At 68.2% G+C, this 25,683-nt stretch carries 20 protein-coding genes and 6 pseudogenes; 12 read left to right on the top strand and 14 right to left on the bottom strand.

The annotated features are described in order from the left end of the window. Positions 1-69: 69 nt before the first annotated feature. Positions 70-849 carry an alpha/beta fold hydrolase gene (locus ACFVS9_RS17725; RefSeq protein ID WP_389933287.1) on the top strand — a complete coding sequence of 260 codons (780 nt, stop codon included), beginning with the start codon at positions 70-72 and terminating at the stop codon, positions 847-849. A gap of 494 nt (positions 850-1,343) precedes the next feature. On the opposite strand, the gene ACFVS9_RS17720 is transcribed toward ACFVS9_RS17725, so the two are convergent. Then, positions 1,344-2,312 (bottom strand): LysR family transcriptional regulator, encoded by a 969-nt coding sequence (locus tag ACFVS9_RS17720; protein WP_389933599.1) that lies wholly within the window; start codon positions 2,310-2,312, stop codon positions 1,344-1,346. A 91-nt stretch (positions 2,313-2,403) separates the two neighbouring features. On the opposite strand from ACFVS9_RS17720, the gene ACFVS9_RS17715 reads away from it, so the two are divergent. Continuing rightward, positions 2,404-3,249 carry an alpha/beta fold hydrolase gene (locus ACFVS9_RS17715; RefSeq protein ID WP_389933284.1) on the top strand — a complete coding sequence of 282 codons (846 nt, stop codon included), beginning with the start codon at positions 2,404-2,406 and terminating at the stop codon, positions 3,247-3,249. Continuing rightward, positions 3,246-4,655 (top strand): MFS transporter, encoded by a 1,410-nt coding sequence (locus ACFVS9_RS17710; RefSeq protein ID WP_389933281.1) that lies wholly within the window; start codon positions 3,246-3,248, stop codon positions 4,653-4,655. The genes ACFVS9_RS17715 and ACFVS9_RS17710 overlap by 4 nt, the downstream gene beginning before the upstream one ends. A 521-nt stretch (positions 4,656-5,176) precedes the next feature. Here the strand turns inward: ACFVS9_RS17710 and ACFVS9_RS17705 are convergent. The 3 genes and pseudogenes from ACFVS9_RS17705 to ACFVS9_RS17695 all read right to left on the bottom strand — a co-directional run bounded on the left by ACFVS9_RS17705 (position 5,177) and on the right by ACFVS9_RS17695 (position 9,263). Further along, complete coding sequence (locus tag ACFVS9_RS17705) at positions 5,177-6,973, bottom strand: potassium transporter TrkA (RefSeq protein WP_389933279.1); 1,797 nt, start codon at positions 6,971-6,973, stop codon at positions 5,177-5,179. Between the two features lie 792 nt (positions 6,974-7,765). Continuing rightward, a pseudogene (locus tag ACFVS9_RS17700) lies at positions 7,766-8,167 on the bottom strand (transcriptional regulator); the annotation flags it as partial. A gap of 244 nt (positions 8,168-8,411) precedes the next feature. Continuing rightward, entirely contained in the window at positions 8,412-9,263 is an 852-nt protein-coding gene (locus tag ACFVS9_RS17695) for a helix-turn-helix transcriptional regulator (RefSeq protein ID WP_389933276.1), read from the bottom strand. Positions 9,264-9,348: 85 nt separating this feature from the next. Between ACFVS9_RS17695 and ACFVS9_RS17690 the strand changes: the two genes are divergently transcribed. Continuing rightward, the gene (locus ACFVS9_RS17690) at positions 9,349-10,152 is read left to right on the top strand and encodes an SDR family NAD(P)-dependent oxidoreductase (RefSeq protein WP_389933273.1); all 804 of its coding nucleotides are present in this window, start codon (positions 9,349-9,351) and stop codon (positions 10,150-10,152) included. A gap of 264 nt (positions 10,153-10,416) precedes the next feature. Here the strand turns inward: ACFVS9_RS17690 and ACFVS9_RS17685 are convergent, their stop codons facing one another. The 3 genes from ACFVS9_RS17685 to ACFVS9_RS17675 form a co-directional block, all read right to left on the bottom strand. Then, positions 10,417-10,980 (bottom strand): TetR/AcrR family transcriptional regulator, encoded by a 564-nt coding sequence (locus tag ACFVS9_RS17685; protein WP_389933270.1) that lies wholly within the window; start codon positions 10,978-10,980, stop codon positions 10,417-10,419. A 178-nt stretch (positions 10,981-11,158) separates the two neighbouring features. Beyond that, positions 11,159-12,550 (bottom strand): amidase, encoded by a 1,392-nt coding sequence (locus ACFVS9_RS17680; RefSeq protein WP_389933266.1) that lies wholly within the window; start codon positions 12,548-12,550, stop codon positions 11,159-11,161. Beyond that, entirely contained in the window at positions 12,537-12,743 is a 207-nt protein-coding gene (locus ACFVS9_RS17675; protein WP_383112949.1) for a hypothetical protein, read from the bottom strand. Before ACFVS9_RS17675 ends, ACFVS9_RS17680 begins: the two co-directional genes overlap by 14 nt. A 147-nt stretch (positions 12,744-12,890) precedes the next feature. Between ACFVS9_RS17675 and ACFVS9_RS17670 the strand changes: the two genes are divergently transcribed. After that, positions 12,891-14,210, top strand: coding sequence for an MFS transporter (locus ACFVS9_RS17670; RefSeq protein ID WP_389933263.1), 1,320 nt, complete (start codon positions 12,891-12,893; stop codon positions 14,208-14,210). An 11-nt stretch (positions 14,211-14,221) separates the two neighbouring features. Then, positions 14,222-15,145, top strand: coding sequence for an MBL fold metallo-hydrolase (locus ACFVS9_RS17665; RefSeq protein WP_389933260.1), 924 nt, complete (start codon positions 14,222-14,224; stop codon positions 15,143-15,145). A 170-nt stretch (positions 15,146-15,315) separates the two neighbouring features. Here ACFVS9_RS17665 and ACFVS9_RS17660 read toward each other — a convergent pair. Beyond that, positions 15,316-15,758 (bottom strand): annotated as a pseudogene (locus ACFVS9_RS17660) (alcohol dehydrogenase catalytic domain-containing protein); the annotation flags it as partial. A 4-nt stretch (positions 15,759-15,762) separates the two neighbouring features. Further along, positions 15,763-15,924: pseudogene (locus ACFVS9_RS17655) on the bottom strand (transposase family protein); the annotation flags it as partial. Positions 15,925-16,503: 579 nt separating this feature from the next. Here ACFVS9_RS17655 and ACFVS9_RS17650 point away from each other — a divergent pair. Together ACFVS9_RS17650 and ACFVS9_RS17645 are read left to right on the top strand one after the other, a co-directional pair. Next, positions 16,504-16,968, top strand: coding sequence for a transposase (locus ACFVS9_RS17650; RefSeq protein WP_389933596.1), 465 nt, complete (start codon positions 16,504-16,506; stop codon positions 16,966-16,968). A gap of 182 nt (positions 16,969-17,150) precedes the next feature. Next, a complete protein-coding gene (locus tag ACFVS9_RS17645; protein WP_389933257.1) occupies positions 17,151-18,890 on the top strand; it encodes an endo-1,4-beta-xylanase in 1,740 nt (579 codons plus the stop codon). Between the two features lie 114 nt (positions 18,891-19,004). Here ACFVS9_RS17645 and ACFVS9_RS17640 read toward each other — a convergent pair whose 3' ends face one another. Further along, positions 19,005-19,514 (bottom strand): IS5 family transposase, encoded by a 510-nt coding sequence (locus tag ACFVS9_RS17640; protein ID WP_389933254.1) that lies wholly within the window; start codon positions 19,512-19,514, stop codon positions 19,005-19,007. Positions 19,515-19,728: 214 nt separating this feature from the next. On the opposite strand from ACFVS9_RS17640, the pseudogene ACFVS9_RS17635 reads away from it, so the two are divergent. From ACFVS9_RS17635 to ACFVS9_RS17625, 3 genes and pseudogenes are all read left to right on the top strand, one after another. After that, a pseudogene (locus ACFVS9_RS17635) lies at positions 19,729-20,213 on the top strand (winged helix-turn-helix domain-containing protein). 50 nt (positions 20,214-20,263) lie between these two features. Continuing rightward, positions 20,264-20,794: pseudogene (locus ACFVS9_RS17630) on the top strand (transposase). Positions 20,795-20,956: 162 nt separating this feature from the next. Beyond that, positions 20,957-21,346: a hypothetical protein gene (locus ACFVS9_RS17625; RefSeq protein ID WP_389933251.1), complete on the top strand. Its 390-nt coding sequence runs from the start codon at positions 20,957-20,959 to the stop codon at positions 21,344-21,346. A gap of 125 nt (positions 21,347-21,471) precedes the next feature. Here ACFVS9_RS17625 and ACFVS9_RS17620 read toward each other — a convergent pair. From ACFVS9_RS17620 to ACFVS9_RS17605, 4 genes and pseudogenes are all read right to left on the bottom strand, one after another. Next, positions 21,472-22,317 (bottom strand): annotated as a pseudogene (locus ACFVS9_RS17620) (inositol monophosphatase family protein). 519 nt (positions 22,318-22,836) lie between these two features. Next, entirely contained in the window at positions 22,837-23,256 is a 420-nt protein-coding gene (locus ACFVS9_RS17615) for a DUF4259 domain-containing protein (protein WP_389933248.1), read from the bottom strand. 55 nt (positions 23,257-23,311) lie between these two features. Next, the gene (locus ACFVS9_RS17610) at positions 23,312-23,491 is read right to left on the bottom strand and encodes a hypothetical protein (protein WP_389790359.1); all 180 of its coding nucleotides are present in this window, start codon (positions 23,489-23,491) and stop codon (positions 23,312-23,314) included. A gap of 179 nt (positions 23,492-23,670) precedes the next feature. Next, a complete protein-coding gene (locus tag ACFVS9_RS17605) occupies positions 23,671-24,360 on the bottom strand; it encodes a transposase (protein WP_389933593.1) in 690 nt (229 codons plus the stop codon). 323 nt (positions 24,361-24,683) lie between these two features. Between ACFVS9_RS17605 and ACFVS9_RS17600 the strand changes: the two genes are divergently transcribed. Further along, on the top strand, positions 24,684-25,004 hold the full coding sequence (locus ACFVS9_RS17600) for a hypothetical protein (RefSeq protein ID WP_389933245.1): 321 nt from the start codon (positions 24,684-24,686) through the stop codon (positions 25,002-25,004). Positions 25,005-25,683 lie beyond the last annotated feature (679 nt).

Here is a 25,683-nt window from a genome sequence, read left to right as displayed (position 1 = left end):
CCCGGAAACCGCTGAGGAGATTCAATGAAAGAGGAGAAACCGCCCCAGCGAAGTGATCGAGAGAGAGCCATGACGAACACGACACAGCAGCCACTTCTGCCCACCTACGACCACCGCGCGGGGGTCGGACCGACCCTGGTGTTCCTGCACTACTGGGGCGGTTCCGGCCGTACCTGGGACCTGGTCGTCGACCGTCTCCCCAGTCGCGACGTGCTCACTGTCGACTTCCGTGGGTGGAGCCGGTCGAGCGGCCTGCCCGGCCCCTACACGCTCCGTCAGCTCGCGGACGACACGCTCGCCGTCATCGCCGACGCGGGCCTCACGGACTACGTCCTCGTCGGACACTCCATGGGGGGCAAGGTCGCGCAGCTGGTCGCCTCTACCCGGCCCGCGGGCCTCCGTGGGATCGTCCTCGTCGGATCCGGTCCGGCGAAGCCCTCCGAGGGGATCACCGCCGAGTACCGCGAAGGCCTTTCCCACGCCTACGACTCCGACGAGTCCGTCGCCGGCGCACGGGACCACGTCCTCACCGCGACCGAACTGCCCGAATCGATCAAGTCCCGAGTCGCGACCGACTCGCGAGCCAGCGCCGGTGCCGCCCGCACGGAATGGCCACTGCGCGGCATCGCGGAGGACATTTCCAGGCACACCCTCATGATCGGTGTCCCAGCCCTCGTCGTGGCCGGAGAGAACGACCAGGTCGAGCCCGTCGGTGTGCTCCGCGACAATCTGGTGCCCTACCTTTCCGGAGCCGGCTTCATGGTCATCCCGAACACGGGTCACCTGATGCCGCTGGAAGCCCCGGCCGACCTCGTCGACGCGATCACGCTCTTCGCACCGGAAGCCTGACCATGCGGACGGCCGGACACCCGATTGCCTCTCCGGCCGCTGACCGGACGTCGCCTCGTTCGCTTTTCCGGACATGAGAACCGTTTCCGCAGGAGTGAACCCGTCTCCGCAGGAGTGAAGCCCGCACGACCCGAACATCTGGCGCTTGAGTATTTTGATCTTGTTGACATGTCCTTCGGCAACGCCTGAGTTCCAGGGCAGGGCCAGGTCGGAGGCGGAGATGACAGCGTCCCGGTCGCGTTCGAGTCCCGTGGCGCGGGTGTGGAGGCTGGGGAGGTCGTCCTGCCGGACGGCATCGAGCCAGTCCGGTGCTTGCCCAGGTGCTTGGTCGGCACGGTCGCGAACGACCGGACGTGACGGGTGAGGGCCGCGATCTCGGGGCATTTGGCTGAGATGTCTTGAGGTGGCGTTGCTCGGGTTCGGTGTCGCTCCGTCCGCTGACCGTGGCGACGTGTCAGGCCCGGTCTTCTCCCACTCCTTTGGTGAGGCTGAACTCAGGTAGAGGCCGAATCGCGATCCGTTTGCTCTTGTGGCGTTCGCGGACCGAGCCGTTGGTCGAGTGCGGCACCGACATCGGGGCAGTTCGTGCGGATGACGTCGAGGAATGCGTTCAGTGCCGGGGAACGGTCCCGGGCGCTGAAAGACAGAACCAGATCGGGCAGGGGAGTGCGCGGGGTGACCTCGCAGAACCACGTGCCCCGTCGTGGGGCCGCCAGCATGCGGGAGGGCCCCAGACCGACGCCCACACCACATGCGGCGAGACCGATGATCGTGTGGACGTCCCTCGCGACGGTGGCGCCGGAGAGCGCTGAGGAGTCCTTGCCCAGAAGTTTCCGCAGCCCGGTGGCGACTGCGGGCTCGTCCTCGCCCGGCGCCACGATCAGCGGCTGTTGCCGCAGCCGGTCCACGTCCACCGACGGCTGACCCGCGTAGGGGTGCGTGTTGCTCACGACCGCGACCAGGTGGTCGTGCCCGATCGGCACCGATACCAACTGCTCGGCCCCCACGCCCCGCGGCCGGCCGAGGCCGATCGCCACGTCCAGTTCGCCGGCGACCAGTGCGGCCGTGCTGCGGTTGGTCGCCATCTCGTGCAGTTCCAGCCGCACCTCCGGCCGCTCACGGCCGAACCGGCCAAGGACGTCCGGCAGGGGTTCGAGGAGCGCCGAGGCGATGAACCCCAGGCGCAGCCGGCCTGTCTCGCCGCGTGCTGCCCTGGCCGCGTCGACCGAGGCCGCCCTGATCTCGTCGAGCGCCCTGCGCGCCCGGGAGAGGAAGGCCGCACCCGCTGCCGTCGGGAACACCCCCTGGCGGGTGCGATCGAACAAGCGGGTGCCCACCTCGCGTTCAAGGTCGGCGATCTGCCTGGACAGCGGAGGCTGCGCGATGCCCAGCGCAGCCGCCGTCCGGCCGAAGTGCTCGTGTTCGGCGAGGGCCAATGCGTACCTCAGGTGCCGCGCTTCCATGCCACCCTCCCGCCATACCCCATAAGTATCACCAGCCACCTTGTCAGATCTTTCACTGGATGACGGAGGGCAGGCCGCATGGAATGTGGTCATGACTGATTCTTCCTCCTGGGACACCGTCTTCGTCTTCGTACACGGGGCCTGGCACAGCTCCGGACAATGGGCGGCCACACAGCGCGCACTCGCCGGACTCGGTGCCGCGAGCATGGCCGTCGACCTGCCGGGGCACGGCTTCGGCGCACCGCTGCCCAGCGGATACCTCCAGCCGGGCCAGCCGGGCCTGCTCACCGAGAAGTCCGCACTCGCCGCCACGACGATGGACGACTGCGCGGCGGCCGTGCTGGACACGCTGCGCCAGGCCCGCCACCACAGCCGTGTCGTGCTGGTCGCACACAGTGCGGGCGGCGGCCCCGCCTCACTGGCCGCCGAGCGGGCACCCGAACTCGTCGACGAAATCGTCTACCTCACCGCCTTCGTACCCGCCGGACGGCCACGATTCTTCGACTACCTCGGCTCGCCCGAGAACGCCACGGCACGAGGCCAGAACCTCAACCTCGGCGACCCCTGGGAACTGGGTGCCGTGCGGATCAACCCGCTCTCATCGGACCCCGCCTACGTCGAGGAACTGCGGCAGACCCACTACCACGACACCCCTCCGGATCGCTTCGACCGCTGGCGCTCGGCACTGAGCCCCGATCTGCCGCTGGCCATCCCCACCACACCGGTCATCGTGACTCCGGGACGGTGGGGGCGTATCCCGCGTACCTTTCTACGCTGCGCCGACGACCGGGCGCTGCCGACGGCCGTGCAGGATCTGATGATCGCGGAAGCCGACCGGGCCGTGCCCGGCAACTCGTTCACCGTGCGCACACTTCCCGGCAGCCACAGTCCGTTCGCCGCCCGGCCTCTCGAGCTTGCCGCAGGTTTGCTGCCGTGAGCGGCGGACGCCTCGTGCTGCCCGTCCTGCTCAGCGCCACCTTCGTACAACTCCTCAACGTCACTGTCGCCCAAGTCGCCGCTCCAGCGATCCAGACCGCTCTGGGCGCCGGTCCTGGCGCCGTGCAACTGGTCCTGGCCGGATACACCCTGACGTACGCGTGCCTGCTCATCCCCGCAGCGCGGCTGGGCGAGCGCTACGGCTACCGTCGGCTGTTCATGGCCGGCACCGTGGTCTTCATCGCAGGCTCGGTGGCCGGAGCGTGTGCCCCGGACACCGCGTGGCTGATCGCGGCCCGGCTGGTGCAGGGCGGGGGCAGTGGCCTGGTCGCCCCTCAGGTCCTGTCGCTCATCCCAGCCGTCACCCCCGCGGCGCGCCGGCCGCGCGCCCTTGGTCTGTACGGCGCCACCATGGCCGTCGCGTCGCTGGCCGGCCCACTGATCGGCGGCCTCGTCCTCAGTGCCGATCTCTTCGGCCTCGGCTGGCGGCCGATCATGCTCCTCGCCGTGCCGGTGGCGCTCGCCTCGTTGGCCGGAGCCACCGTGCTGCCCCGCACCCGCGGGGCTGACGGACTCCGCGTCGACAAGCTGGGTGCGCTGCTGGTCACCGTAGGAGCCGGTGCGCTGATCCTGCCCCTGGCGCTGGGGCGGGAAGCAGGCTGGCCCTGGTGGACGTGGGCCGGTTTCGCCGTGGCTGTGGCCGCCCTCGCCTACTTCGTCCGAAGCCTCCCGTACCGGCCTGACCCGCTCATCCATCCCGCGGTGCTGCGTGACCGGTCGGCACGCAGGGGCATACTGCTGGTGTTCGCGTTCAACACGGGGGTGCCCTCCTTCACCTACCTGCTCTTCCTCCACCTTCAGTCCACCGTCGGATACTCGGCCCCGGCGGCCGCTCTGACGTCGGCACCGTTCGCTGCCGCCGCCGTTCTTGGCAGCAGAGCCGCGCCCGTTCTCATCCGTCGGCACGGGCCGACGGTGCTCACCGCCGCGTCCCTGGTGCTGGCCGGGATGTGCCTGGCGATTGCCCCGCTCATCGGTTCGGCGGCGGGACGTCAGGCGGCCCTGCCCGTGCTGGCCGTCGGCGGAGCCGCGTTCGGGGCCTTCACCGCATCGGTATTCACCCTGGTCCTGGCCCAGGTGCACGGCCCCGCCGCCGGTTCGGTCTCCGGACTGCTGCCCACAGCACAGCAGCTCGGCGGATCCATCGGCGTGACCGTGGCCGGACTCGCCTACTACGCCCCCGCCTCTGACGCCGACGCCGCGTTCCGGCACGCCATGATTTACCACGTCACCGCCTTCACCGTCACCGCGCTGATCAGCCTCCGGCTCCGCCACGGGCCGGGCGCCGACCCCGTGCACGACCACAGCAGTCACAGGGAAGGGTCACCTGCGCAGACGCGCAGCTGAGCTCCGACGACAACGGCGCCTTTCCTCTTTCCATGGTGAAAGGACAAGCGGCGAAGGACATCAAAAGCCACCGCGGTCGACATGCCGAGACGTGCCGAGCGAGCCGGGACATGCCGAACGGGCCGAGACGGGTCGAGACGGGTCGAGACGGGCAGATGGGCTGCCCAAGACATCGTGAAACAACGTCCCCTGAGACATTCGGACGTCCCGCCCAGGCAGTGATTCTGCTCGCTCCGCAGTCGATCGCGCCCGTCACAGTCGGCACCGGAGGGCCGACTTTCACAACGTGCGACAGCCGGAACCACCAGCAACGCCATCCTCGACCTGAGGCCGGAACAGCTCGGTAGAGGGCATGGCTTGTGATGTGGGAGGCAGCGTCGCCGCGCAGCCACCCCGGTGAAGGCCCCTCAGGGGTCCAGGACCGGGACTCCGGCGGTGATCCGCACGCGATCAACCCGAAAGATCTCTACCGCCCACCGCGCTTGCCCCGGCCTTGTGGACGGAGCTCGACCGCCACCGGGCTACCTGCTGCCTCCGTCGTCGTCGACCGCGGTGGCCTCCTCTTCGGCGAAGACGACGACCGCGTCCTTCGAGCCGAGTACGAGCGGGGCACTTCGGGACGGATTGAGGAAGATCCCGTAGTGGGGAGGTGTCTCGTTGTGCTCGGCGAGCCGATACCCGATGGCGGTCTCCCCACGGCGCCGTGCGGCCTCGATCACCGTGGAGAAATTGGCCTCGGCTCCGGGGACCACGTAGTTGGGCGCCGGTTTGAGGTAGATCTCCGAGCCTTCCGGATTGAACAGATCGGTGAACACAGCATGCAGGTGGCGGTTCTCGGTCAGCTGGGTCAGCAGCAGGCTGATCACCTTCGTGCTCACGATGAAGTCGTCGGCCTTGGTGACCTGGGCGACCTCACGGTTCGCGTCGTCGTTCATCTCCGTGACGATCGAGTACGGGTCACCGAGCGCCTCCTCGATGTCCCGCAGGTGCAGCAGGGTCACCAGGGTCCGGTCGTCCGAGGGGCCGGGTGCCATGGTGTCGTCCGAGAGTACGACGATGTGCTGGTAGCTGCCCAGGTCCAGGGCCTCCAGCGAGGACCTCCGAGTGGGCTCGCACACCTTGAATCCCAGTGTCAGGTTGACGAGCGTCTCGCCCATCCCTGTATCCGGCTGTCGTGACGCGGCTATGTCAAGCGTCGAACCGGGTTGAACGAAGCTGTCCAGCAGCCTGACCAGCTTCCTGGTACGGGAGTTCTCGCCGATCAGTATGGTTCGGTCGAGCGTCGGCGACCGCACCGAAGCCGACGTGATCGCCGACTCGACGATCGTCGGGCGGGCCTCACGGAGGCGGATGAGCAGATCGTCTTCGGCGACGACGAGAATCTGGTCCCCGGGGCCGATCACGCTGTCCATCGGCGGATTGACCAGCACGTCCCCCACGGCGTTGCGCAGCCCGACGGGAATGCCGAGTTCGAAGGCGTGCAGGGCCTGCCCGTACGTCGAACCCACCAGGGCGGGTTCGACGTAGAAGTAGAACTCGTTGCCGATGAAGCTCAGCAGTTCGTTGAAGACGGCCGAGAGGCCCGTCTGGCGGTGCGCCTGCGCGATGAGGCGGACCGCGATGTCCTCGGCGTCGATCACCAGAGCATGCTCACCGGCGGCCAGTTGAGCCGCTGCGAGGTTTTCCGAGTCGTGCACGGCGGAGACGACGTGCGGCCGGCTTCCGGTCCACTGTCGGCTGTGCAGCAGGAGGAGGGCTTTGATGACGTCGATGTCGCGGTCGGTGCCCTCAGGCGGCAGCACCATGATCGACTTGGCTGTGTCCGGACTGACCAGCTCCAGGTCCGCCCGCACGAGAGGGTTTCCGGAGCGGCAGATGACGCGTGTGTTGCCGGTGTCGGGGATGCGGGCCCGGATCGAGTCCTCCATGAAGATCTTGTCCCGATCCGCGAGAATCACCACACACGAGCGGCGCTCGCTCTGATTCGCCTCGACGAGCTCGGAGACCACGGTGAAGACCTGATCCGACCAGCCGAGAACGATGGTGTGCCCGCGCTCGATGAGCTGTGATCGGCCCTTGCGCAACTCCTGGAGCTTCTGGTTCAGACCGGCGGTCAGAACACCGATGAGCGCACTGACGATGAAGATGCCTCCGAGCGTCACCGCCAGCATCAGACCCAGGAACACTGGGCCGCCGGTGTCTCCGCCCATGGTGCCGGCGTCGAGCGTCCGCAAGAGGCTCATCCAGGCGACACCCAGCCAGCCGCCGTTGCTCTCCGCGTCGGTGTCCGTGAACAGGACTACCAGGGTCGAAGCCATCGCGATGAGCATGACCGAAGAGAGCGCCAACCAACTGATCAGTGCCGGCGTCCCCCTGTCCATGGTGCCGTCGAACCAATACCTGAACCGAGTCCGCAATCTGCCCTTCATCCCCTGCCCTCCCCTTCGTACACAGCCTCCGGACAGGCTCGTGACGTCCGCCGCCACGGCCATGTCCAAGCACGGTTGATCATTCTCCCAGTCCAAGGGAGGCTCCCGGCCGACGAACGGCTCGCACAGGCCGGTTCAGGCCACTTGGCCTCGCCGGGCGCGAGGAGCGTCCAGCGCGGCCTCACCGACAGGCGCACTGTCGGTGCCACCGGGCGACACCGGGACGACTCCGGTGCGCAGCTCACGATCCCGGAGCGGGCGGGCGACCGGCGGGTCGCCGAGCACCGGGTAGCGGCAGCCGGAATCCTCCGACTTCCCGGGGGCGACTTCGCGCGGCTGCGAATGGCAGGTGCTGCCTCGCACTGTGCACCGAGGGCCCCGGCACCCAGTGAGCGGAGGCGAACTCAGGCACAGCGCTCGGCTTCCGACACCAACGTCTGCCCGCCGCGCTGAAAACCCGGCCGACTCTCCGTCCAGGACACCGAAGCCTTCGCCGTACACACGGCAGCCGTGAACCGGTCTCCGGCGGTCACGGGCAGAGCGGGGGCGAGCCCGAAGCAGCTCCGCGCCATCGTCGACATGACCCTCCACGCACTCCGGCGAGCGTCGCGCGCACGCGACCGACGAAGGCCCCAGCACCCGGCACGTGCCCCTGGAAGAGGACCCGAGAAGCCATTCGGCGGTGTGCGAGAGCGCTGCGAGAAGCGGCAGCCTTTCGTCGCTGCCGCTGTCCTTACCGGGGTAGCAGACGACGAGGGTGACGTCGTCGCCGGGGAGCCTGTCGCGGTGGAGGCGTAGTTCACCGACGACAGCGTCGTGGACCGTGGTCGTTCCTCCGTCGGGACTGCGGACGTCGTGGCGGGCCCACCGGGTGCGGAACCGCTGACTGGACGGGGCCGAAGAGTCGAGAAGGAGAGAACGAAGCCGGTTCCGGCCGGGCCGCAGGCGGGGGAGAGCACTACTGCCATGGTGTTGGAGGCCAGCACGCCGAAGGCGCACCCTTCGACGAACGCGGGGATCCGAAGGAGGGGCGAGCAGCTCGTGCACCCACGCCGGTACGTGCTCGGGCCGCCCCGCCGTGGGGCCGCCAGCATGCGGGAGTGCGCTCGAAGTCGGCTTCACCGCGGCGCGTGAGCAGGACCTGACCCTCGCCGGCCTCGGACGAGCCGCCTGATACCGATGGACTCCGCCATGCCCGCCCCCGGATGACTTCGGCCGAGTTCGAGGCGGACACTTCCGGTGGCGGTGCCGGCTGAGGAGACCACGGCCGAAAAGAAGCGGGACGTCACCCTGTCGGCGGCGGTGTCCGGCGTGGTCGGCCGTAACGCTAGTGCAGATAGTCGCTTGCCTGGGTGCCGAGGACGTTCAGAAGAGCCAGCGCCTCGGCGTCAGGGGATCCCGGCGGTGCACTGTAGAGCACGAGATGCTGATCGCGCTCGGTGAGGGTGAGGGTGTCGCAGTCGACGGTGACGTCACCGACGATCGGGTGACGGAAGGTCTTGGTGAGCGTCGGTGCGGGCTGTACGTCGTGGCGTTCCCAGAGCCGGGCGAAGTCGGGGCTTCGGTCGCGGAGATCGTCGACGAGGCCGGTCACCGCAGGATCGGTGGGGTAGCGGGCGAGGGTGGTGTGGAGCTGCATCACGACGCTCGCCCGGAAGTCGGCGGCGTCGGAGACCCCGTACAGCGTCGTCTCGGTGGGTCGTGGTCCGGGGAAGGCCTGGCGTGCGAGGTTGCGCTCCTCGGGGGTGAGCGGAGCGAAGTCCTTCATGAGCGCGGCCGCCAGGTCGTTCCAGGCCAGGACCTCGCAGGCCGCGGACATCACGATGCCGGCCGTCTGCGGGAGCCGCTCCAGGAGCGCGAGGACACTGGGGCGGACGTCGCGCCGGTGTAGTCCGGTGCGGTTCGGCGCGGTGCCGGAGAGGACGTGGAGGTGGCCGGACTCGGCCTCGGTGAGCCGCAGGGCGTCGGAGATCGCGGCCAGGACATCGCCCGAGGGGCGTGGCGCCCTGCCCTGTTCGAGGCGGATGTAGTACTCGGTGGAGATGTGCGCGAGGACGGCCACTTCCTCGCGGCGCAGACCTGGTGTGCGGCGCCGCGGGCTGGAGGGGAGGCCGACGTCGTGCGGGCGGAGCCGCTCGCGGCGACTGCGAAGGAATGCCCCGAGCTCCTGTTTGTCCATACGACCAGTGTGCGCGCCGCCCGGCGGCGGATCGTAGTACTGCTTGTGCCTGTATCCGGCCGGAGGACGGCCGGACACTAGCGCCATGACGAACACCACGAACACCAGGAACACCACGAACACCGCACCCGTCGGCCTGCTCACCGGCAAGGTCATCTTCATCACCGGCGCCAGCCGCGGCATCGGCGCGGCCGCGGCCCGGCTCTTCGCTGCCGAGGGCGCCGCCGTCGTGCTCGCCGCGCGCAGTACCGATGCCCTGGAGGCCGTAGTGAAGGAGATCCGTGCCGTCGGCGGGACCGCCGACGCCGTCACCCTGGACCTCGTCGACAGCGCGAGCATCCGCGCCGCCGTCGACCAGGTCGAAAAGCTGCACGGACGACTGGATGGCGCCTTCAACAACGGTGCGGCTCCCCAGCAGCAGTTCGGCCCGGTCCACACCACCAGCGACGCGGACATCGACGAGCAGTTCGCCGTGAACTTCCGCGCGCACTGGACCGCCATGAACGCCCAGGCCGCTCTCATGCGGAAGAACGGCGGCGGGGCGATCGTCAACACGTCCAGTATCGGCAGTCGTCGCGCGAACCCGGCCCTGCCCGCCTACGGCGCCATGAAGCGCGCGCTCAACAGCCTCACCGAGACCGCCGCGGTGAACTGGGCCGGTGACCGCATCCGGGTCAACGGCATCACCCCCGGCGGCACCTCCACGGAGATGATCGCCACCTGGGAGGCGGCGACTCCCGGCATCGTCGAGCAGATGACCAAATCGATCCCGCTCGGTCGGATGGGTGAGCCCCGGCAGATCGCCGAGGCGGCCGCATGGCTGCTCAGCGACCGTGCCTCCTACGTGACCGGCGCGATCCTGCCCGTGGACGGCGGCGCCGGCGCCTGACCGGATCACCCCAGCGCCACCCGCCGAGGCCCACCCTCACGACACCGAGACGTCACCCCGTAAGGGCGCCGCCCTGGCAACCCCAGCGGGCTCCGCGCCGCGCAGCTGCGCGCTGGCTGACGGCCACGAGCACGACCGCTGGCCTGGGCGCTGAGAGAGGCCGCACAGTCGCGGCTGTCGGTCACTGCCAGTGGCTGTCTGCGCGGTGGGCGGTGGGCTGCCCGGAACCCGGCCCGCGTCCACCGTGGACACCGGGGCCGGGCTTCAGGAACGGTGCAGCGCGGCCGCCACGAGTTCGCGTGCGTAGCCGGCGTCCTGACGGCCGGGGCGGAAGAGGATGCGGTACATGATCGGTGACACAACGCGGTCGATCACCCGCTCCGTGTCGGGCACCGGCTCCCCGCGCAGCACCGCGCGGTTCAGCACGGTGTTGATCTGCTCCGCGGCGTACGCCGAGCACTGGCCCGCGTTGCTGCCGTCCGGGTCGCCGAGCAGCGCGTCCCTGATGTAGGCGCGTCCTGACGGGGAGCCCATCTCGTCGAGGAACTGCTCCGCCCACGCGTCGAGGTCGGCCCGGAGGCTGCCGAGGTCGGCCGGATCGGTCTCGGGGCGCAGCCGTTCCACGGCTACGTCCGACAGGAGTTCCTGCAGATCGCCCCATCGACGGTAGACCGTGGACGGTGTCACACCGGCCCGTGCCGCCACCATGGGGACGGTCACCGCGTCGCGGCCCACCTCGCCGACGAGTTCACGCACCGCGGCATGGACGGATTCCTGTACGCGTGCGCTGCGCCCACCGGGGCGGGTCATGGGCTGCTTGGGGCTCATACGTACCACCTTAATGCGAATCCGTTGCTTCTAGTAGTTCTGTTGTGTGTCGGCGCCCACCCGCCCGGGGGCCGTTCCACCGCCTGAGGACGGCGTGGTTCGATGCCGGTGACCAGCAGAGAGTGCTGCCACCGGCGTCCCGGGCGGCCGTGACGCGCCCGGGACGTCCATCGGGGCTTCAGGCCGCGATCGGGGCGAGCCGCCCCGCGCCGGCGGCCGTCGCCTCGTAGGCCTCTCCCACCCGCAGGACCGTCGCGTCCCGGAAGGGCCGTGCCATCAGCTGCATGCCGATCGGCAGGCTGTCCCGGTCGTGGCCGACCGGGAGGGTGAGGGCCGGTATACCGGTGATGTTGGCCGGGGCGGAGAGCCGTACGTAGCTGTCGGAGACCGCTTCGGTGGTGCCATCGGCCCATTCCACGGTTTCCTGACCCGCTTCGGCGGCCGTCATCGGAACCGTCGGAGCGGCCAGGACGTCGATCCCGGCGAACATCCGGGCCCAGGCGTCGCGCATCATCGTGCGGGCCCGCTGGGCGCGAAGGTAGTCGCCCGCCGAGGTGAGTTCACCGGCCTCCAGCAGGATGCGGACATCCGGCGCGTACAGGTCAGCGGTGACTCGCAGGGAACGCTCGTGGTAGGCGGTGGCCTCGGGAACCATCAGCCCCCACTGCACGGCCTGGATGTACCGCGCCATCGGGATCTCGACGTCGACGAGTTCCGCCCCGAGCTCCGACAGCCGCTCGATCGCCCGGCGCACCGCCTCCTCGACTTCGGGCGACACCCGCTCGAAGTAGTAGTTGCTCGGCACACCGACGCGCAGCCCTCTCAGGTCCCTTCCTCCAACGAAGTCCGCCTGCACACCGGTCACACTCGCCGGGTCGCGCGGGTCATGTCCCTCCGTGGCCGACAGGACCAGCGCCGCGTCCTGGACGGTGCGGGTGAGGGGGCCGACATGGTCCAGCGACCAGGACAGCGAGGTGACGCCGAAGCGGGAGACGAGGCCGTAGGTCGGCTTGAGGCCCACCACACCGTTCAGCGCCGCGGGGACCCTGATGGAGCCGCCCGTGTCCGTGCCCATGGCGAACGTCGCCCCGCCCGAGGCGACGGCTACCGCCGATCCGCCACTGGACCCTCCGGCCACACGGCTGTGGTCCCAGGCGTTGTGCGTCTGCGGGGTGGTGAGGCCGTAGGCGAACTCGTGTGTGTGCGTCTTGCCCAGGAGGACGGCTCCGGCGGCACGGAGACGTTCGGCCACGTGGCTGTCGTGTGGCGCGATGTGCCCGGCCCGGACGTCCGAGCTTGCCGTGGTGGGCATCCCCTCGGCGTCGATCAGGTCCTTGAGTCCCATCGGGATTCCGTGCAGCGGCCCACGGGGTCCGCCGGTGACGATCTCCCGTTCGGCGCGGACGGCCGCGGCCCTGGCCGCGGACGCGGCGACGTCGACGTAGGCGCCGAGGCGTCCGTCGACCGTGCCGATGCGATCGAGTACGGAGCCGGTGAGTTCGACCGGGGACAGCTCCCGTGCACGCACCGCGCGTGAGGCCTCGGTGAGTGACAGCTCAAACGGTTGCATCGACGTTCTCCTGACCGGCTCGGTAGGCCGCGGCGGGGGGCGTGTCGCCGAAGTCGAGTTCGCGCAGCGTCGAGATGACGGAATGGATGTAGTTGGCCGTCGCCGCTACCCCTTCATGGCGGTCGCCGCCGAGTGGAAGACCTGCCCGCAGCGCCCCACGGGCGGCCTCCCGGGGAGTGAGTTCGCTGGTCATCTGTGTCCTTCCGGTTCCGTGCGACGCGTCGGGCCACAGGGCGGCCCGACCGGCGAACACCTAAAAGCGAAGCGTTTGCTTTAGATGAACGTAGGTCCTACGGTGGCTTAAAGCAAACCGATTGCCTTAAGCCCGGAAGGGATCTTCATGCAGAGCGCCTTCGCGAGCCTTGCCCCTCCCCGCACCTCTCCTTCAGGGCGCTCGCCGTTCGTGCTGCACGCCTCGATCCTGATCGCGCTGCTCGCCGCGTCCAGCGCACCGACCCCTCTGTACTCCCGCTACCAGGACCAGTGGCTGCTCTCCGCCCTCGACATCACCGTGATCTTCAGCGCCTACGCCGTTGCTCTGCTGGTCGCCCTGCTGACGGCCGGCACCCTCTCCGACCACGTCGGACGCCGCCCCGTCCTCATCGGTGCACTCGCGCTCCAGATCGCCTCCATGGCACTGTTCGCGACCGCAGGCGGCCTGAGCACCCTGATCGGCGCCCGCGTGCTGCAGGGCCTCGCCACCGGCGCGGCCACCAGCGCGGCCGGCGCGGCACTCTTCGACCTGGAGAGCCCAGCCCGGCCCGGCAGTCCGGCCCTGACCAACAGCATCGCGCCGGTCGCCGGCATGGCGGCCGGCGTCATGGGGGCCACCCTCCTGGTGCACTTCGCCCCCGGCCCGACCACCACCGTGTACGTCGTACTGATGGCCTTGTTCGCCACGCAGGCCGCGGCGCTCGCCCGGACACCCGAGACCGTCAGCCCCCGCCCGGGTGCACTGCGCTCGCTGCGCCCGCAGCCGGCACTGCCACCCGCGGCCCGCCGCTCTCTCCTGCTCCACGGGGCCGGCGTCATCGCCGTCTGGGCGCTGGGCGGTTTCTACTCGTCCCTGGGCCCCGCCGTCACCCGACTCGTCTCCCCCGAAGGGCCCGCATACACGGGCGGCCTGGTGTTCTTCACCCTGACGTCCGTTGCCGCCCTCACGGTGTACCTCACACGCAGAACACCAGCCCGTGACTCCGCACTCCTGGGCAGCGGCGCGGTGATTCCCGCAGCCGCGCTCTCCATCGGCGCCCTCCTACTCGGCAGCCCTCTGCTGCTCTTCGCCGGAGCGGCTCTGGCCGGTCTCGGGTTCGGAGCCGTGTCCCAGGGCGCGCTGCGTGCGGTCGTCTCCTCCGTTCCGCCACACGAGAAGAGCGGCACGCTCGCCTCCTACTACGTGCTCAGCTACCTGGCGATGAGCCTGCCCGCCATCGGAGCGGGCGCCCTCGCAGCGGACTTCGGACTACGGGCCGCGGCGCTGTCGTACGCCGGATGTGTGGCGGTACTCGCCGCTGTCGCCGTACTGCTGCTGTCCAGACCCCCGCAGGGCGCCCGGGCAGCACCATCGTCCCCGCATCGGCCCTGCCCCACGGGCCCGAGCACCTCATCCGCCGACGGCATCACCCTCGGCACCCGCAGCCTCATCACTCACAACAGGTAAGGAAGACCACCATGTCCGCGACTTCGCAGACCAGCGCCGCAGCCACCCCCCTCACACCCACATGGACGGTCGGCGACCACACCGTCCGACGCATCGACGAGATCGCCCTCCCCACCCGGACCGGCCCTTGGCTGCTGCCCGGGGCGACCGGCGACATCGTGAGCGCGACACCCTGGCTCAGCCCCGACTTCGCCGACGAACAGGGCATGCTGCGCCTGGCGAGCCACAGCTTCGCCGTCGAGGTGAACGGCATGCGGGTCCTTGTCGACACCGGCATCGGGAACGGCAAGCAGCGCACCAACCCCGCCTGGCACAACCTGGACAGCGACTACACCACACGACTGCGGACAGCCGGATTCGCACCGGAAAGCGTGGACCTCGTCATCCTGACCCACCTCCACACCGACCACGTCGGCTGGAACACACGGGCAGAGGGCGACGACTGGGCTCCCACGTTCCCCAACGCGCGTTACGTCACGGCACGTGCCGAATGGGACTACTGGGCCGGAGTCGAGATGGACGAAGCACGGCACCAGATGTTCCGGGACTCGGTCCACCCCATCCGGGACACAGGCCTGTTCGATCTCGTCGACGTCGCGGACGAAGGAACGGACATCGCACCGGGCCTACGCCTGCTGCCCACCCCCGGCCACACCCCGGGACAGACAGCGGTGCAGCTGAGCAGCCGGGGCGAGAACGCGCTGGTCACCGGCGACAGCATCCATCACCCGGTCCAGATGTCGCACCCCGGGATCTGCAGCTGCGTGGACATCTCGCCCGAACTCGCCGCCAGGACACGACGCCGACTGCTCGACTCGCTCGCCGGCACATCCACTCTGCTGCTCGGCAGCCACTTCCCGCCGCCCACAGCCGGACACGTACACCGTGACGGGAACGCATACCGGCTGGCGCCGGCCGCGCCCCTCCGCGGCTGAGCCGCCGCAGCCCTCCCGGCCCGCCTCCCGCACGACGCGTCGGAACGGGAGGCGGGCCGGGCCGTCACCCGCTCCGGGGCGCCCCGCGCCGCACCTCTCAGCAGTGTCACCGCATCACTCGGCCAGCTTGGCCGGGCCGCGCTCCATGCAGGAACCGGGACGGACCACCACGACCCGGCGCCCGCGGACGCACGATTGACCAGCAGTGTCTGTCCGGCCCGCACACCCATCGCACGGATGATCCGCAGCGCCGTCTCCACCACGGAGGGGTACCCGGCCGCCTCTTCGAACGTCAGATCCGCAGGCATACGGGCCCAGGCCCGCAGCACTGCGAACTCGGCGTAGGCGCTCGCCCCTCTGCCGAACACGTGGTCGCCCGACCTTGCCCACCACCCCGGAGGCGTCCTGCCCCACTCCGATGGGCAACTCGTTCGATGGGTGCGCAAAAGTGCCCTCCTTATGGAACTGGCCCTCGAATCCTCCAGTCGACGGGGTTCACCCCCGCCACCCGCACGGCGACGCGTATCTGGCCGGGGCCCTCGTGGGGCTCCTCGGCATCCATGAGCCGCAGAACACCCGGACCGCCGAACTCGGCGAAGCTCACCTTCTTCACGCGAGCGACCCGCCCAACATGTGAACCCCGCCTCGGTGAGGGCTTCGATGATTCCACGCTGTCGGGCGGGGGTGAGATCGTGGGTCGAGCCGGGCAGGGCAGTCGAGGCCCAGATCAGCCGTCCGCACGGATCGGCGAGGACCTGGACGTTCATGCCGTGGCGTTTGTCCGTCGTCGCCAACGGCACCGGCGGCGGCCGCGAGTAGCTGCTTGCCGCCGAGCGGGCCGTCCGCGGGCTTGGGCGTGTACGGCGCGGGCGCCGTCGCACACCCGCACTGTGATGCCGACGAACCCACCCTTTGCAAGGACGCGGGTCGTTTCGCGTTGGAGTTGCCGGGAGGTGAGCCGGCCGTCCGCGGAGGCCGCGGTGTCCGCAGACGCCGGGTGGGAAGCGGCCGCAGCAGCGGGCGCGAGTGCCGTGGACGCAACGGCGGCAGCGAGGAGAGCGGCGGTGGCAAGGCGAGCCCGCGAGGTCATCTGTGTTGCCCTCACACTCTGCCGGGCCGGGTCGACTGCGCCCACGGCGGCAGCCTCCGGAACGGGTGTGGGAATACCTCCAGGGACCCCCGGGACGCAGGCGGCTACGACTACTGGCGGCCACTCACCTTTGCTGAGAGAACCTAGCGGTCACGAAACATCGCTGACAGTGCTCCAGTTCGGCCTGTTTGGGAGGCGGTGGACAGGGATGTTCAGGAACTGGAACCCGGACTCGAGCCCGCCGGTGGGAAAATCATCGTGAGAGCATCTGCGACGGCAGAGGCACCCCCTGCACGCCATCACGACCGCCGCCGATGTCAACGACATCACCCAGCCCCTCAACATGGTCGATGGAATCCCGCCCGCCGCCGGACTGCCCGGCCGACCGCGACGCCGACCCGAGACCGTCCTGGGCGACAAGGCGTACGACTCCAAGGCCGTACGCCGACAGCTGAGCCGCCGCAGAATCCTGCCGGTGATCTCCCGCAAAGGCTCCCGAACATCGAGGGCCTGGGCAAGCTGCGCTACGTCGTCGAGCAGAGTTTCGTCCTGCTCCCTCAGTTCAAACGGTTGGGTCCGGTCTGGCAGGCCCGCAAGGATGCCGAGCTATTCGACCGACCGACCGACCGACCGCGTCGGCGTGCGGTCGGAGCGGGTGCGAAGTACAAGCTGGTCTTCGTCGACCGGCTCCTGGCCACACCCGAGTTCATCTGAGGCACGGCGTTACCGATGACGTGCCCGCCTGCTGGATTCAGGTGGACCGGTCTACCTTCACCCGTGCGTCGGCGAGATCCGGGTCCGCTCCGTCACACGAGCTGGGACGTGCCACACAAGGCCGCCGTACCTCGTGTGTGATGAACTGTGGCCCGGTTTCGAGACGTTGATCTCGTCTCGAACAAGGGAGTGGGAGGGGCCGTGGGCCTTGGTGGGGGGATGCGGCAGCGACTGACCGCCGTGGTGCTCGTCATGGCGGTGGCGGCCGGGTGTACGGGGCAGGGCGAAGGCGCGGGCAGCGGCAACGACGAAGACTTGCTGCGGAACCACGACTGGACGCAGATGCCGGGCACCACCGCGCGGAACGGCATCCTGCGGGTCAGTACATTGGATCGGCACATCGTGGAGCAGGACTCCTCCGGCGGCCAGTCCAACCCCCCGCTGAACCTGGCCGGCCCGCATCTCAGGTCCGATGGCGACTTCACCGTCACCGCGCGCATGTCCGGTGTGGGCGACGACGGCGACTCATGGCTGCGGCTGTACGGACGGGTACCGGTCATCTACGACGAGTGGCGCCAGGAGCGGCCCTCACTCCGCGTCGGCGTGACCGCTGACGGACAAGTGAAGGTACAGATATGGGACGGCGAGGGCGATGAGCCAGCCACCTCCAAGGATTTCGACTGCGGCTGCTCCGGGACGGTGACGCTCGCCGTGTCGAGCATCGGTGACACCTTCCGCGTGAAAGCAGACGGGCGGCGGCTGGGAACCGTGCAGGATCCGGGAGTGTTCGCCGAGGGCACTGTCTGGTTCGGTCTGGAGGCGGACGCGGGCGAAGACGAGCGCCGCGAGGGATGGCGTCTGACGCAGCTGATGGCACGGGCAGAGAGCGGTGACTCGCTCCGCGTGATCGAGGCGCCGCAGCTACGCCAGGAGCAGTCCGACGACTCGCTGCGTGCGCGGGCCGCAGATGTGGGGCGGCCGTTCGACGTCGGCACCGCCCTGGCCGAGAACCCGCTGCTCACCGACTCACGCTACCGGGCGCTCGCGGGGAGCCAGTTCTCCATGCTCACTCCGGAGAACGCGTTCAAACCACAGTTCCTCCACCCACGCCGGGGCGACTACGACTTCCGCGACGCGGACCTACTCGTACGCTTCGCCCGCGCAAACGACATGAAGGTGCACGCGCACACCCTCGTCTGGCACGAGGCTCTGCCCAACTGGATGCGGGAGAACGACGACCCCGAGGAGGTGCGCCGGACCATGCTCCGGCACATCGCCATGGTCGCCGGGCACTTCAAGGGAAAGGTCGCGGAATGGGACGTGGTCAACGAGCCCATGTCCGACGACCAGAAGAGCTACACCAACGGGGATCTCGGTCTGCGCTCCGAGCTGAGCCCGTGGTTCGAGGCCATGGGCGAGGAGTACATCGACGAGGCGTTCAGGGCCGCCCACCGGGCCGACCCGAACGCACGGCTGTTCCTCAACGAGTACGGGGTCGAGGAGGAAGGCGAGCGGTGGGACGCCCTTTACGATCTGGTCAAGCGGCTCAAGGAACGCGGCGTACCGGTCGACGGCGTGGGTTTTCAGAACCATGAGTACGCACCCGGCGACCGCACCGACCCGGAGACCTTCCGCAGCCATGTGCGGGATCTGGCGGAGCTCGGGGTTCATGCGCGGGTCTCGGAGATGGACGTCCCCATAGGTGAGGACGAGGAGGACGGGCGGCAGGCCCAGGCTGATGAGATGGCGGGCAAGCTGCGGGTCTGCCTGGAGGAGCCGAACTGCACATCGTTCTCCACATGGGGATTCACCGACAGGTACGGTTCCACCGCCGACACCAAGATCTATCCTCCGCGCACGGCCGATTCCCTACCGTGGGACGTGGCCCTGCGGCCGAAGCCGGCGTACGAGCGCCTGCTCGAGGCCTTTGACGAGGCGTGAGCAATCAAGGTGGCATCTCCCGGTTTGGTGTCGGTGGTAGCGAGAGTCAGTAGTGCTGGTTTGGGCCTGTGGTCTATCAGTGCTGGGGGCATTTCCATAGAGCTCGTGACACGATCATGATTGGGCCTTCTTGAGTCGTCTCGAGCAGATGAGGCTGCAGGCGAGGGAGACGAAGGCGTCGTGGAGTTCGGTGCGGCGTTCCCAACGGATGGCGATGCGTTTGAAGTGGTGGAGCAGGGCGAAGGTCTGCTCGACGACGTAGCGGAGCTTGCCGATGCCTTTGATGTTGGGTGATCCCTTGCGGGAGATGACGGGCAGGATTCGCCGGTGACGGAGCTCGTCACGGTTGGGGTTTGAGTCGTATCCCTTGTCGCCGAGCAGAGCCTCGGGCCGTCTGCGGGGCCGGCCGGGGCGGCCCGCGACGGGCGGGATCCCGTCGACCAGGGCCAGGGCCAGGGTCTGGGTGACGTCGTTGACGTTGGCCGCGGTCGTGATGACCTTGAGCGGGGTTCCGCGTCCGTCGCAGATCAGGTGGTGTTTGCTGCCCGCTTTCCGCCGGTCGACCGGCGACGGACCGGTGTCGGCGCCCGCTTTTTCGCGCGGATGTGGGAACCGTCCACGCACGCACGTGACCAGTCGAGTTCACCAGCCGCATTCAGCTCAGCGAGCAGGATTGCCCGGATCCTCACGCCGGCGCCCGCGTACCACCAGTAGCCAACAGGTCACCACACGCGCGTTGGGGAACTGCCCGGAATTAGTTTTGGACCCAGATACTGAGGTTGAACTCGTGAAGTCATAGGGGATGACGAGGGGTGTCTGCCTGCGGTATCACGGGAGGATGAGGTATCCACAGGGTGGCGGGTTGACCGCTGAACGGCAGTGCAAGCGCGAGGAGTTACGGCTCCAGGCAGCTGAGCGCTTCGCTCGGGGCGAGGGCAGTACGGCGATCGCCAGGGATCTGCGGGTCAGTGTCCGATCGGTGCAGCGGTGGCGTCACACGTGGGCCGAGGGCGGCCCGCGATCCTTGAGGTCGCAGGGGCCTGCGTCGCTGCCGCGACTGAGTGAGAAGCAGTTCGCGCAGCTGGAGTCCGAGCTGGCCAAAGGGCCGGCTGCGCACGGCTGGGAGGACCAGCGCTGGACTCTGAGCCGTGTAAGACGGTGATCGGACGGCGCTTCCACCTCACTTACACGATCCAGGGCGTACGCAAGTTGTTGGTGCGTAACGGCTGGTCCTGCCAGGTTCCGGCCCGTCGTGCCGTGGAGCGCGATGACGACGCGGTGGCCGGGTGGGTCAAGGAGGGGTGGCCTCGCGCGGAAGGCTAGCGGCGGCTCGTGGAGCCTGGCTGGTCTTCGAGGACGAAGCCGGCTTCTCCATGACGCCGTCGCATGCCAAGACCTGGTCCCAGCGTGGCCGGACCCCGGTGGTGCGGGTCCGCGGCCGCTCTCGCAGACGGATATCGATTGCCGCGCTGGCCTGCTACAAACCCGGCCGCCGATCCCGGCGGATCTACCGGCCGCGACGGGACGACGGCCGGCGCGACGGGCGCAAGAGCTTCTCCTGGCGCGACTACCGGGACCTTCTGATCGCAGCCCACCAATAGCTCGGCGGCCCAATCGTCCTCATCTGGGACAACCTCAACGTGCACAAAGTCGCAGGTCTACGGGAGTTCGCCGCCTCCCGGGACTGGCTGACCATCCTCTACCTGCCTGCATACGCACCCGACCTCAACCCCGTCGAAGGCATCTGGTCCCTGCTACGTCGCGGCTGGCTCTCCAACATCGCCTTCTCCACGCCAGAGCACCTCATCCGCACCCTCCGGAGCGGCCTACGACACATCCAGTACCGCAGCAACCTCATCAACGGCTGCCTTACCGAGACCTGCCTGGCCATCAAATCCGCATGACGACACCACGAGTTAAATCTCAGTAGGACACGGGCCGCCCTCTGGCGGTCTTTCTTCTGTACCCCGGCCCGTTCCTGCTCCTGGAGACGCCCAACCAGGCTGTCCTTGCCGGCCTACGCCCTCCTGGTCGTGTAGTGGATCCGGCCGATTAGGCTCCTGGCGATGACCAGTGAGAACCCCCACGCAGACCGCTTCCTTGGCGAGTTCAGGGAGCTGGAGCACGGTAATCCGGACGGACCCTCCCTGCTCGCAGCCGTGCGCGGCGAAGGTGACCCCCACGAGCAAGACCTGGTGCGCTACCTGCGTGCCGGAAGCGTGATCGCCGCTACCGGATCAGCTGTCCACGACTTCCTGAGTCCCACCAACGAGTTCATTGACGGCCTGAGCCTCCTCACCGACGGTGAATGGTTCTGGTACACCGACCTCGCTTACTACGTCGAGCGGTATCACGTTCCCGTCGCTGACCGATTTGTTCATCACGCCCGCCTCCGTGGATGGCTACCTCCGCAGCTGAGTCAGGATCAGCTCGTGCAGATTGCGGACAACTTTTAACGCAGCGCTGCCCCTCGAGCGCCGCCGCCCGCAGCGCGGCGCGGTCGCTGCGCCGCGCTGGCCGGTCAGTGCCTGTTCCTAACTGACCATTTCAGAGAGAACTTCAGCAGCGACACTCTGTCGAGTTACACACCGTCGTCGAGTGCGTACAGGTCGCGGCTGCGCGGTAGGCCTTCAACCAGGTCCAGGATCGCTTCGTGGAGGAGGCCGTTGGTGGCCAGCACTGTCATGTCGCCCTCCAGTACGGGCCCGCCGCCCAGGTCCGTCACCTGGCCGCTGGCCTCCGAAACGATGACGGGCATGGGGGCCAGGTCCTCGTAACCCATGGGCGGGCCGGCAATCACGACGGCGTCCGCGCGGCCGGTGACGAGGTCGACGATGCAGCCCATCGACGCCATCAGGAACACCTGACGATGCAGAGCGGCGAGGAGTTCTTCTGGCCAGCCGGCCGGGTTGAGTGCCTGAGTCCTCGCTCCGCGCACGCTAGTCCGCTTGGTGACGCGGGCGCGGTAGCCCGACTTCAGGTCGGGGCTCTCTCCGGTCAGCACCCAGCAGCCCAAGCCCCGTCCGGCTACGACCATCTGTCGGCTCATGGGCATGTTGATGACCCCGACAGCGGGACCGTACTCGTCTTCGTAGGCGATGTCGTTCGAGAACAGCGGTCACCGGCGAGTGAACGACGTGGTGCCGTTGACGGGGTCGATGATCCATCGTCGCCCTGACACCCCGGCGGTCGAGCCCTTCTCCTCGCCGTAAATGCCGTCCTCCGGCATACGGCGGGCCAGCTCGTCCCTGACCAGCTCTTCGACTGCGAGGTCGATCTCGGTGACCTCGCTGCCGTCTTCCTTGCCGCGGCTTCCCCACGCTCCGAAGAAGCCCTGCGCGGACACCTGGCCAGCCCGGGTGGCCAAGCCGACGGCGAAGTCGAGGAGCTCTCGATCAGCGGGCGGGACATCGAATGTGTGATCCATCCGGTGAGCCTGTCACGACTTCCAACACCAAGAGTGCGCACCACTTCAATCGGCCAGTTTCTCTGCACAACCGCAGGTCAAGCCCCGGTTCCTGCGGGGCTCCTGGCTGCCCGCTCTGGATAGGGAGGTGGGTGGGGTGGGAGCTGGTCTGTCGGCGGCGGGGGGCCGGGCGGCGCTGCGCTGGCCTCATGGGGGAGGGCTGCGGCATCCCGATGGGCGCCGTCGGGGGCGCACTATCACCTCCACTATTGGCTCCGCTATCCGCGCACGGCCCTCTCCTCGCACAACCACAGGTCAGGCCCCGGTTTTCGTGTGGTGAGTGCTCAGACTTCCCCTCTTCTATCTGGCTGCCTGGCTATGGGGTGGTGGGCGTGGTCGCGGGGAAGGCGGGCGGCGCTGCGCTGGCCCTGCTTCCCGGCCCGTCGCGTTGCTCCAGGCCGGACCGGCCGGGCCGGGCTTCAGGGCACAGGGCGTGACCCTGTCCACGAGGTGCCGCTCTGGCGCAGGTTGTGTGGCCGGTTACGCAGCATGCACAGAGGGGACTGGCGCCCGGCGGTGATGGGCCGTGGCTTCGTTGATCTCCTTCGACCAGTTCGCCGCTTCGGCCCACTGCACGGCGAGTTCAGACCGGTCGGAGACCACTTGGTCCAGGGTGTCGACGGCGAGCATTCGAAGGTCTGCGGGCAGCTCCGGCACCGGCTCTGATGGGCCACAGCTCAAACAAGCGGGCTCGCCGTCAGGATGCTGGGCGACGACTAGGGCAGCTGCGGCCACTGCCCGCTCGCCGTCGTAGATACCGAGGAAGTCCACGAGATTGGCGGCGCGTACGAGCACGCTGCGGATCATGGGTTCGCGTTTCTTCCACGCTGCCTCGTCCAGATCACCCCCGAAGTCGGCGGCGGTGTCGTTGTCGAAGGGGCCGGTATCCCAGGTGCCCATGTCTCTCCTCGCGTGCTCGTCTGGAGGATCGTCGCACTGGCCACCGACAACGAGGTCACGAGGCAAGCAGCACCCGCTTGCGCAGGAGTTTGAAGCCGGCGCGTCCGTACATCTGTCGCTTGATCATTTTGATGCGGTTGACGTGGCCTTCCACGACGCCTGAGCTCCAGGGCAGGGTCAGGCCGGCTGTGACAGCTGCGAGGTCACGTTCGAGGCCGTTGATGAAGGTGTGCATGCTGGGCAGGTCGTCGGCCCGGACCGCCGCTATCCACTCAGGAAGCCGTTCTCCTTAGCGCTGAGTGAGCATCTGCCCGAAGGAACGGACGTGGCCGACGAGGGCTTCCAGCTCGGGGCAGTGGGCCAGAACGGACTTCAGTTTCAGCCGGTCCTTCTCCGCAAGGGCGTCCGGGTGGGTCAGGATCCACCCGGAAACTGTCCTGGGCGACGGCGGCCGACCATCCGGCACGCTGTCCCGGAAGGGACGAAGGTAAGCACGGACAGCCCCGTACCCACCGGCGTATCCGTGGCTCTGGATCTCCTTCCAGAGAGTCCAGGCGTTCGTGCAGCCTTCGGCCCATCGCTCGTGCAGGTACGGCTTGAAGTCTTCGAGCTTCGTCCTGCGATTCTGCCACTGGCCTTGGAAGAGGTCTTCCGGAGCTGACGGGCGACCGCTCGCCGACTGTGTCCTTCGCGGAGCATTTCGTGCACGATGGCGTGCTTCTCGCGAGTTCGATCGGCGAAGCGGTGTCCAGTCGGCCACGGGGACGTGCCAGCTTCGAGGGCCGGTGATGCGGTGACGCTATCGGAGTTGGGAACCGTGAATGGCGCTCGCAGACAAGTCCGATGGCGCGAAACGCATTGCTTGGCGGCTTCGCCCAGGTTGCGCCAGAGATGGAAACGGTCCGCGACCTGCACCGCGGTGGGAGCCCCGGTGCTGGCGCCTTCTGTGAAGAAGGGGGCACGATCGCGACAGACCACCTCGACCTCAGGACACTCAGCAAGCCAGGCGGCGACAGTGGCTGCCTCACGATCCGGCAGCAGATCCACTGGCCTGCCGGTTTCGACATTGACCAGCACGGTCCCGTAGATACGGCCCTTGCGCATCCCGTACTCGTCGATACCCACCACCCGCGGGGCCGACGGCTGAGGGTCAGGCATCGCATCGACCAGCCGAAGCACCGTGCTGCGGCTGACGGAATATCATCTCGGCAAGGGCCGTACATTTTCCGAGTACACGGCAGAAGCCAAGGCCCTCTGGGGCAAGTCCAAGCCGTCGGACCGAGTCCGCACGAAGCTCAAGGACGGGTCATGGGGATGGACGATCGACGGCGGACTCTTCGGGGGGAAAGGGATCTATACTAATGAGGGAAAAATCGTCACCTGGTGGGACTAAGCGACAGGTTTTCCTCACTGCCTTCGCGACATTCATGGCCCTTTCTTTCCCTGGCCGTCCTGCCCAGAAAGAACTGGACGAGTGGGGCTCCGCCCTGCTCATGGTGGACAGCCACATCGCCGGATACGCCATCCGTGTGGAGAAAGGGTCCCTGGATCCCCGCGGGATCACAGAAGCCGATTCTTTGGTCAGCGAAGTCGCAGATCTGCAACGACGGCTGCGCGCTATCCAGCCCCAAATCCCGGCTGAAGAAAATGCGTATGAGCAGTTTGTGCGCTACGTGCTTGCGCTCCAAGACCTGACTCGTGCGCTCGCGGCGCTCGCACGCGGCGAGGAGCACACAGCCTCGCAATAACAGCGCCACAGACCCGATCGGCTGGGTTCCGGCAGAGCCACCAAGGCTCCGCCAGGCGTGCCAGGGTGCCGTTTCGTGGCCGTCGCTTCAGGCGGTGGCAGCGTCGGAATACCAGCACACATGCCACGATCCGCTGCCTTGGAGAGCAGGCCAGTGCCACCCTCAAGGGTTGGCGTCCTCCGCGGAAGCTCCGGTGCGGCACCAACCGAATCACCGACGTCGTGAAGGCCGTCCTCGTTCTGCACCATGCATAAGCGTGAGGTTGGAAAGGGCTCAATAGGCCTGTACCTGCCGCAGGCACAGGCCCATTATTCTTTCCTCCGCAGGGCACGAGGTAGTAGCGCAACATCTCAGTTGCTACACAATGTCATACCATGATGCATCAGGCTCCTCAGAGGAGCGCAGCGCGGGTACTGAGATTGGACACCTTCCCCTGCATTGCAGAAGACGGTCATGACCGTGCCCGCAGAGCGACCCCCAGTGTCAGTCAGAATAAAATCAGCCTGATCGTAAGTCAGGAGGTGGCACGGGTAGGTTCACGAACCCAAGCCTCCCCGAGGCTTTACCGGGATCATGGAACGAGCCGGCCTGCCGGGAGGATGCAACCTCAAACATCACATGGATCGCACATGATGCACCGCACCCACCCTGCAGCCCGCAGCCCGCAGCCCGCAGCCCG

This window comes from Streptomyces sp. NPDC058008, assembly GCF_042886395.1.
In the GTDB taxonomy this organism is placed as follows: Bacteria; Actinomycetota; Actinomycetes; order Streptomycetales; family Streptomycetaceae; genus Streptomyces.
The sequence above is the reverse complement of the archived record's forward strand: the minus strand, read 5'-3'. Positions and strand labels throughout refer to the sequence as shown.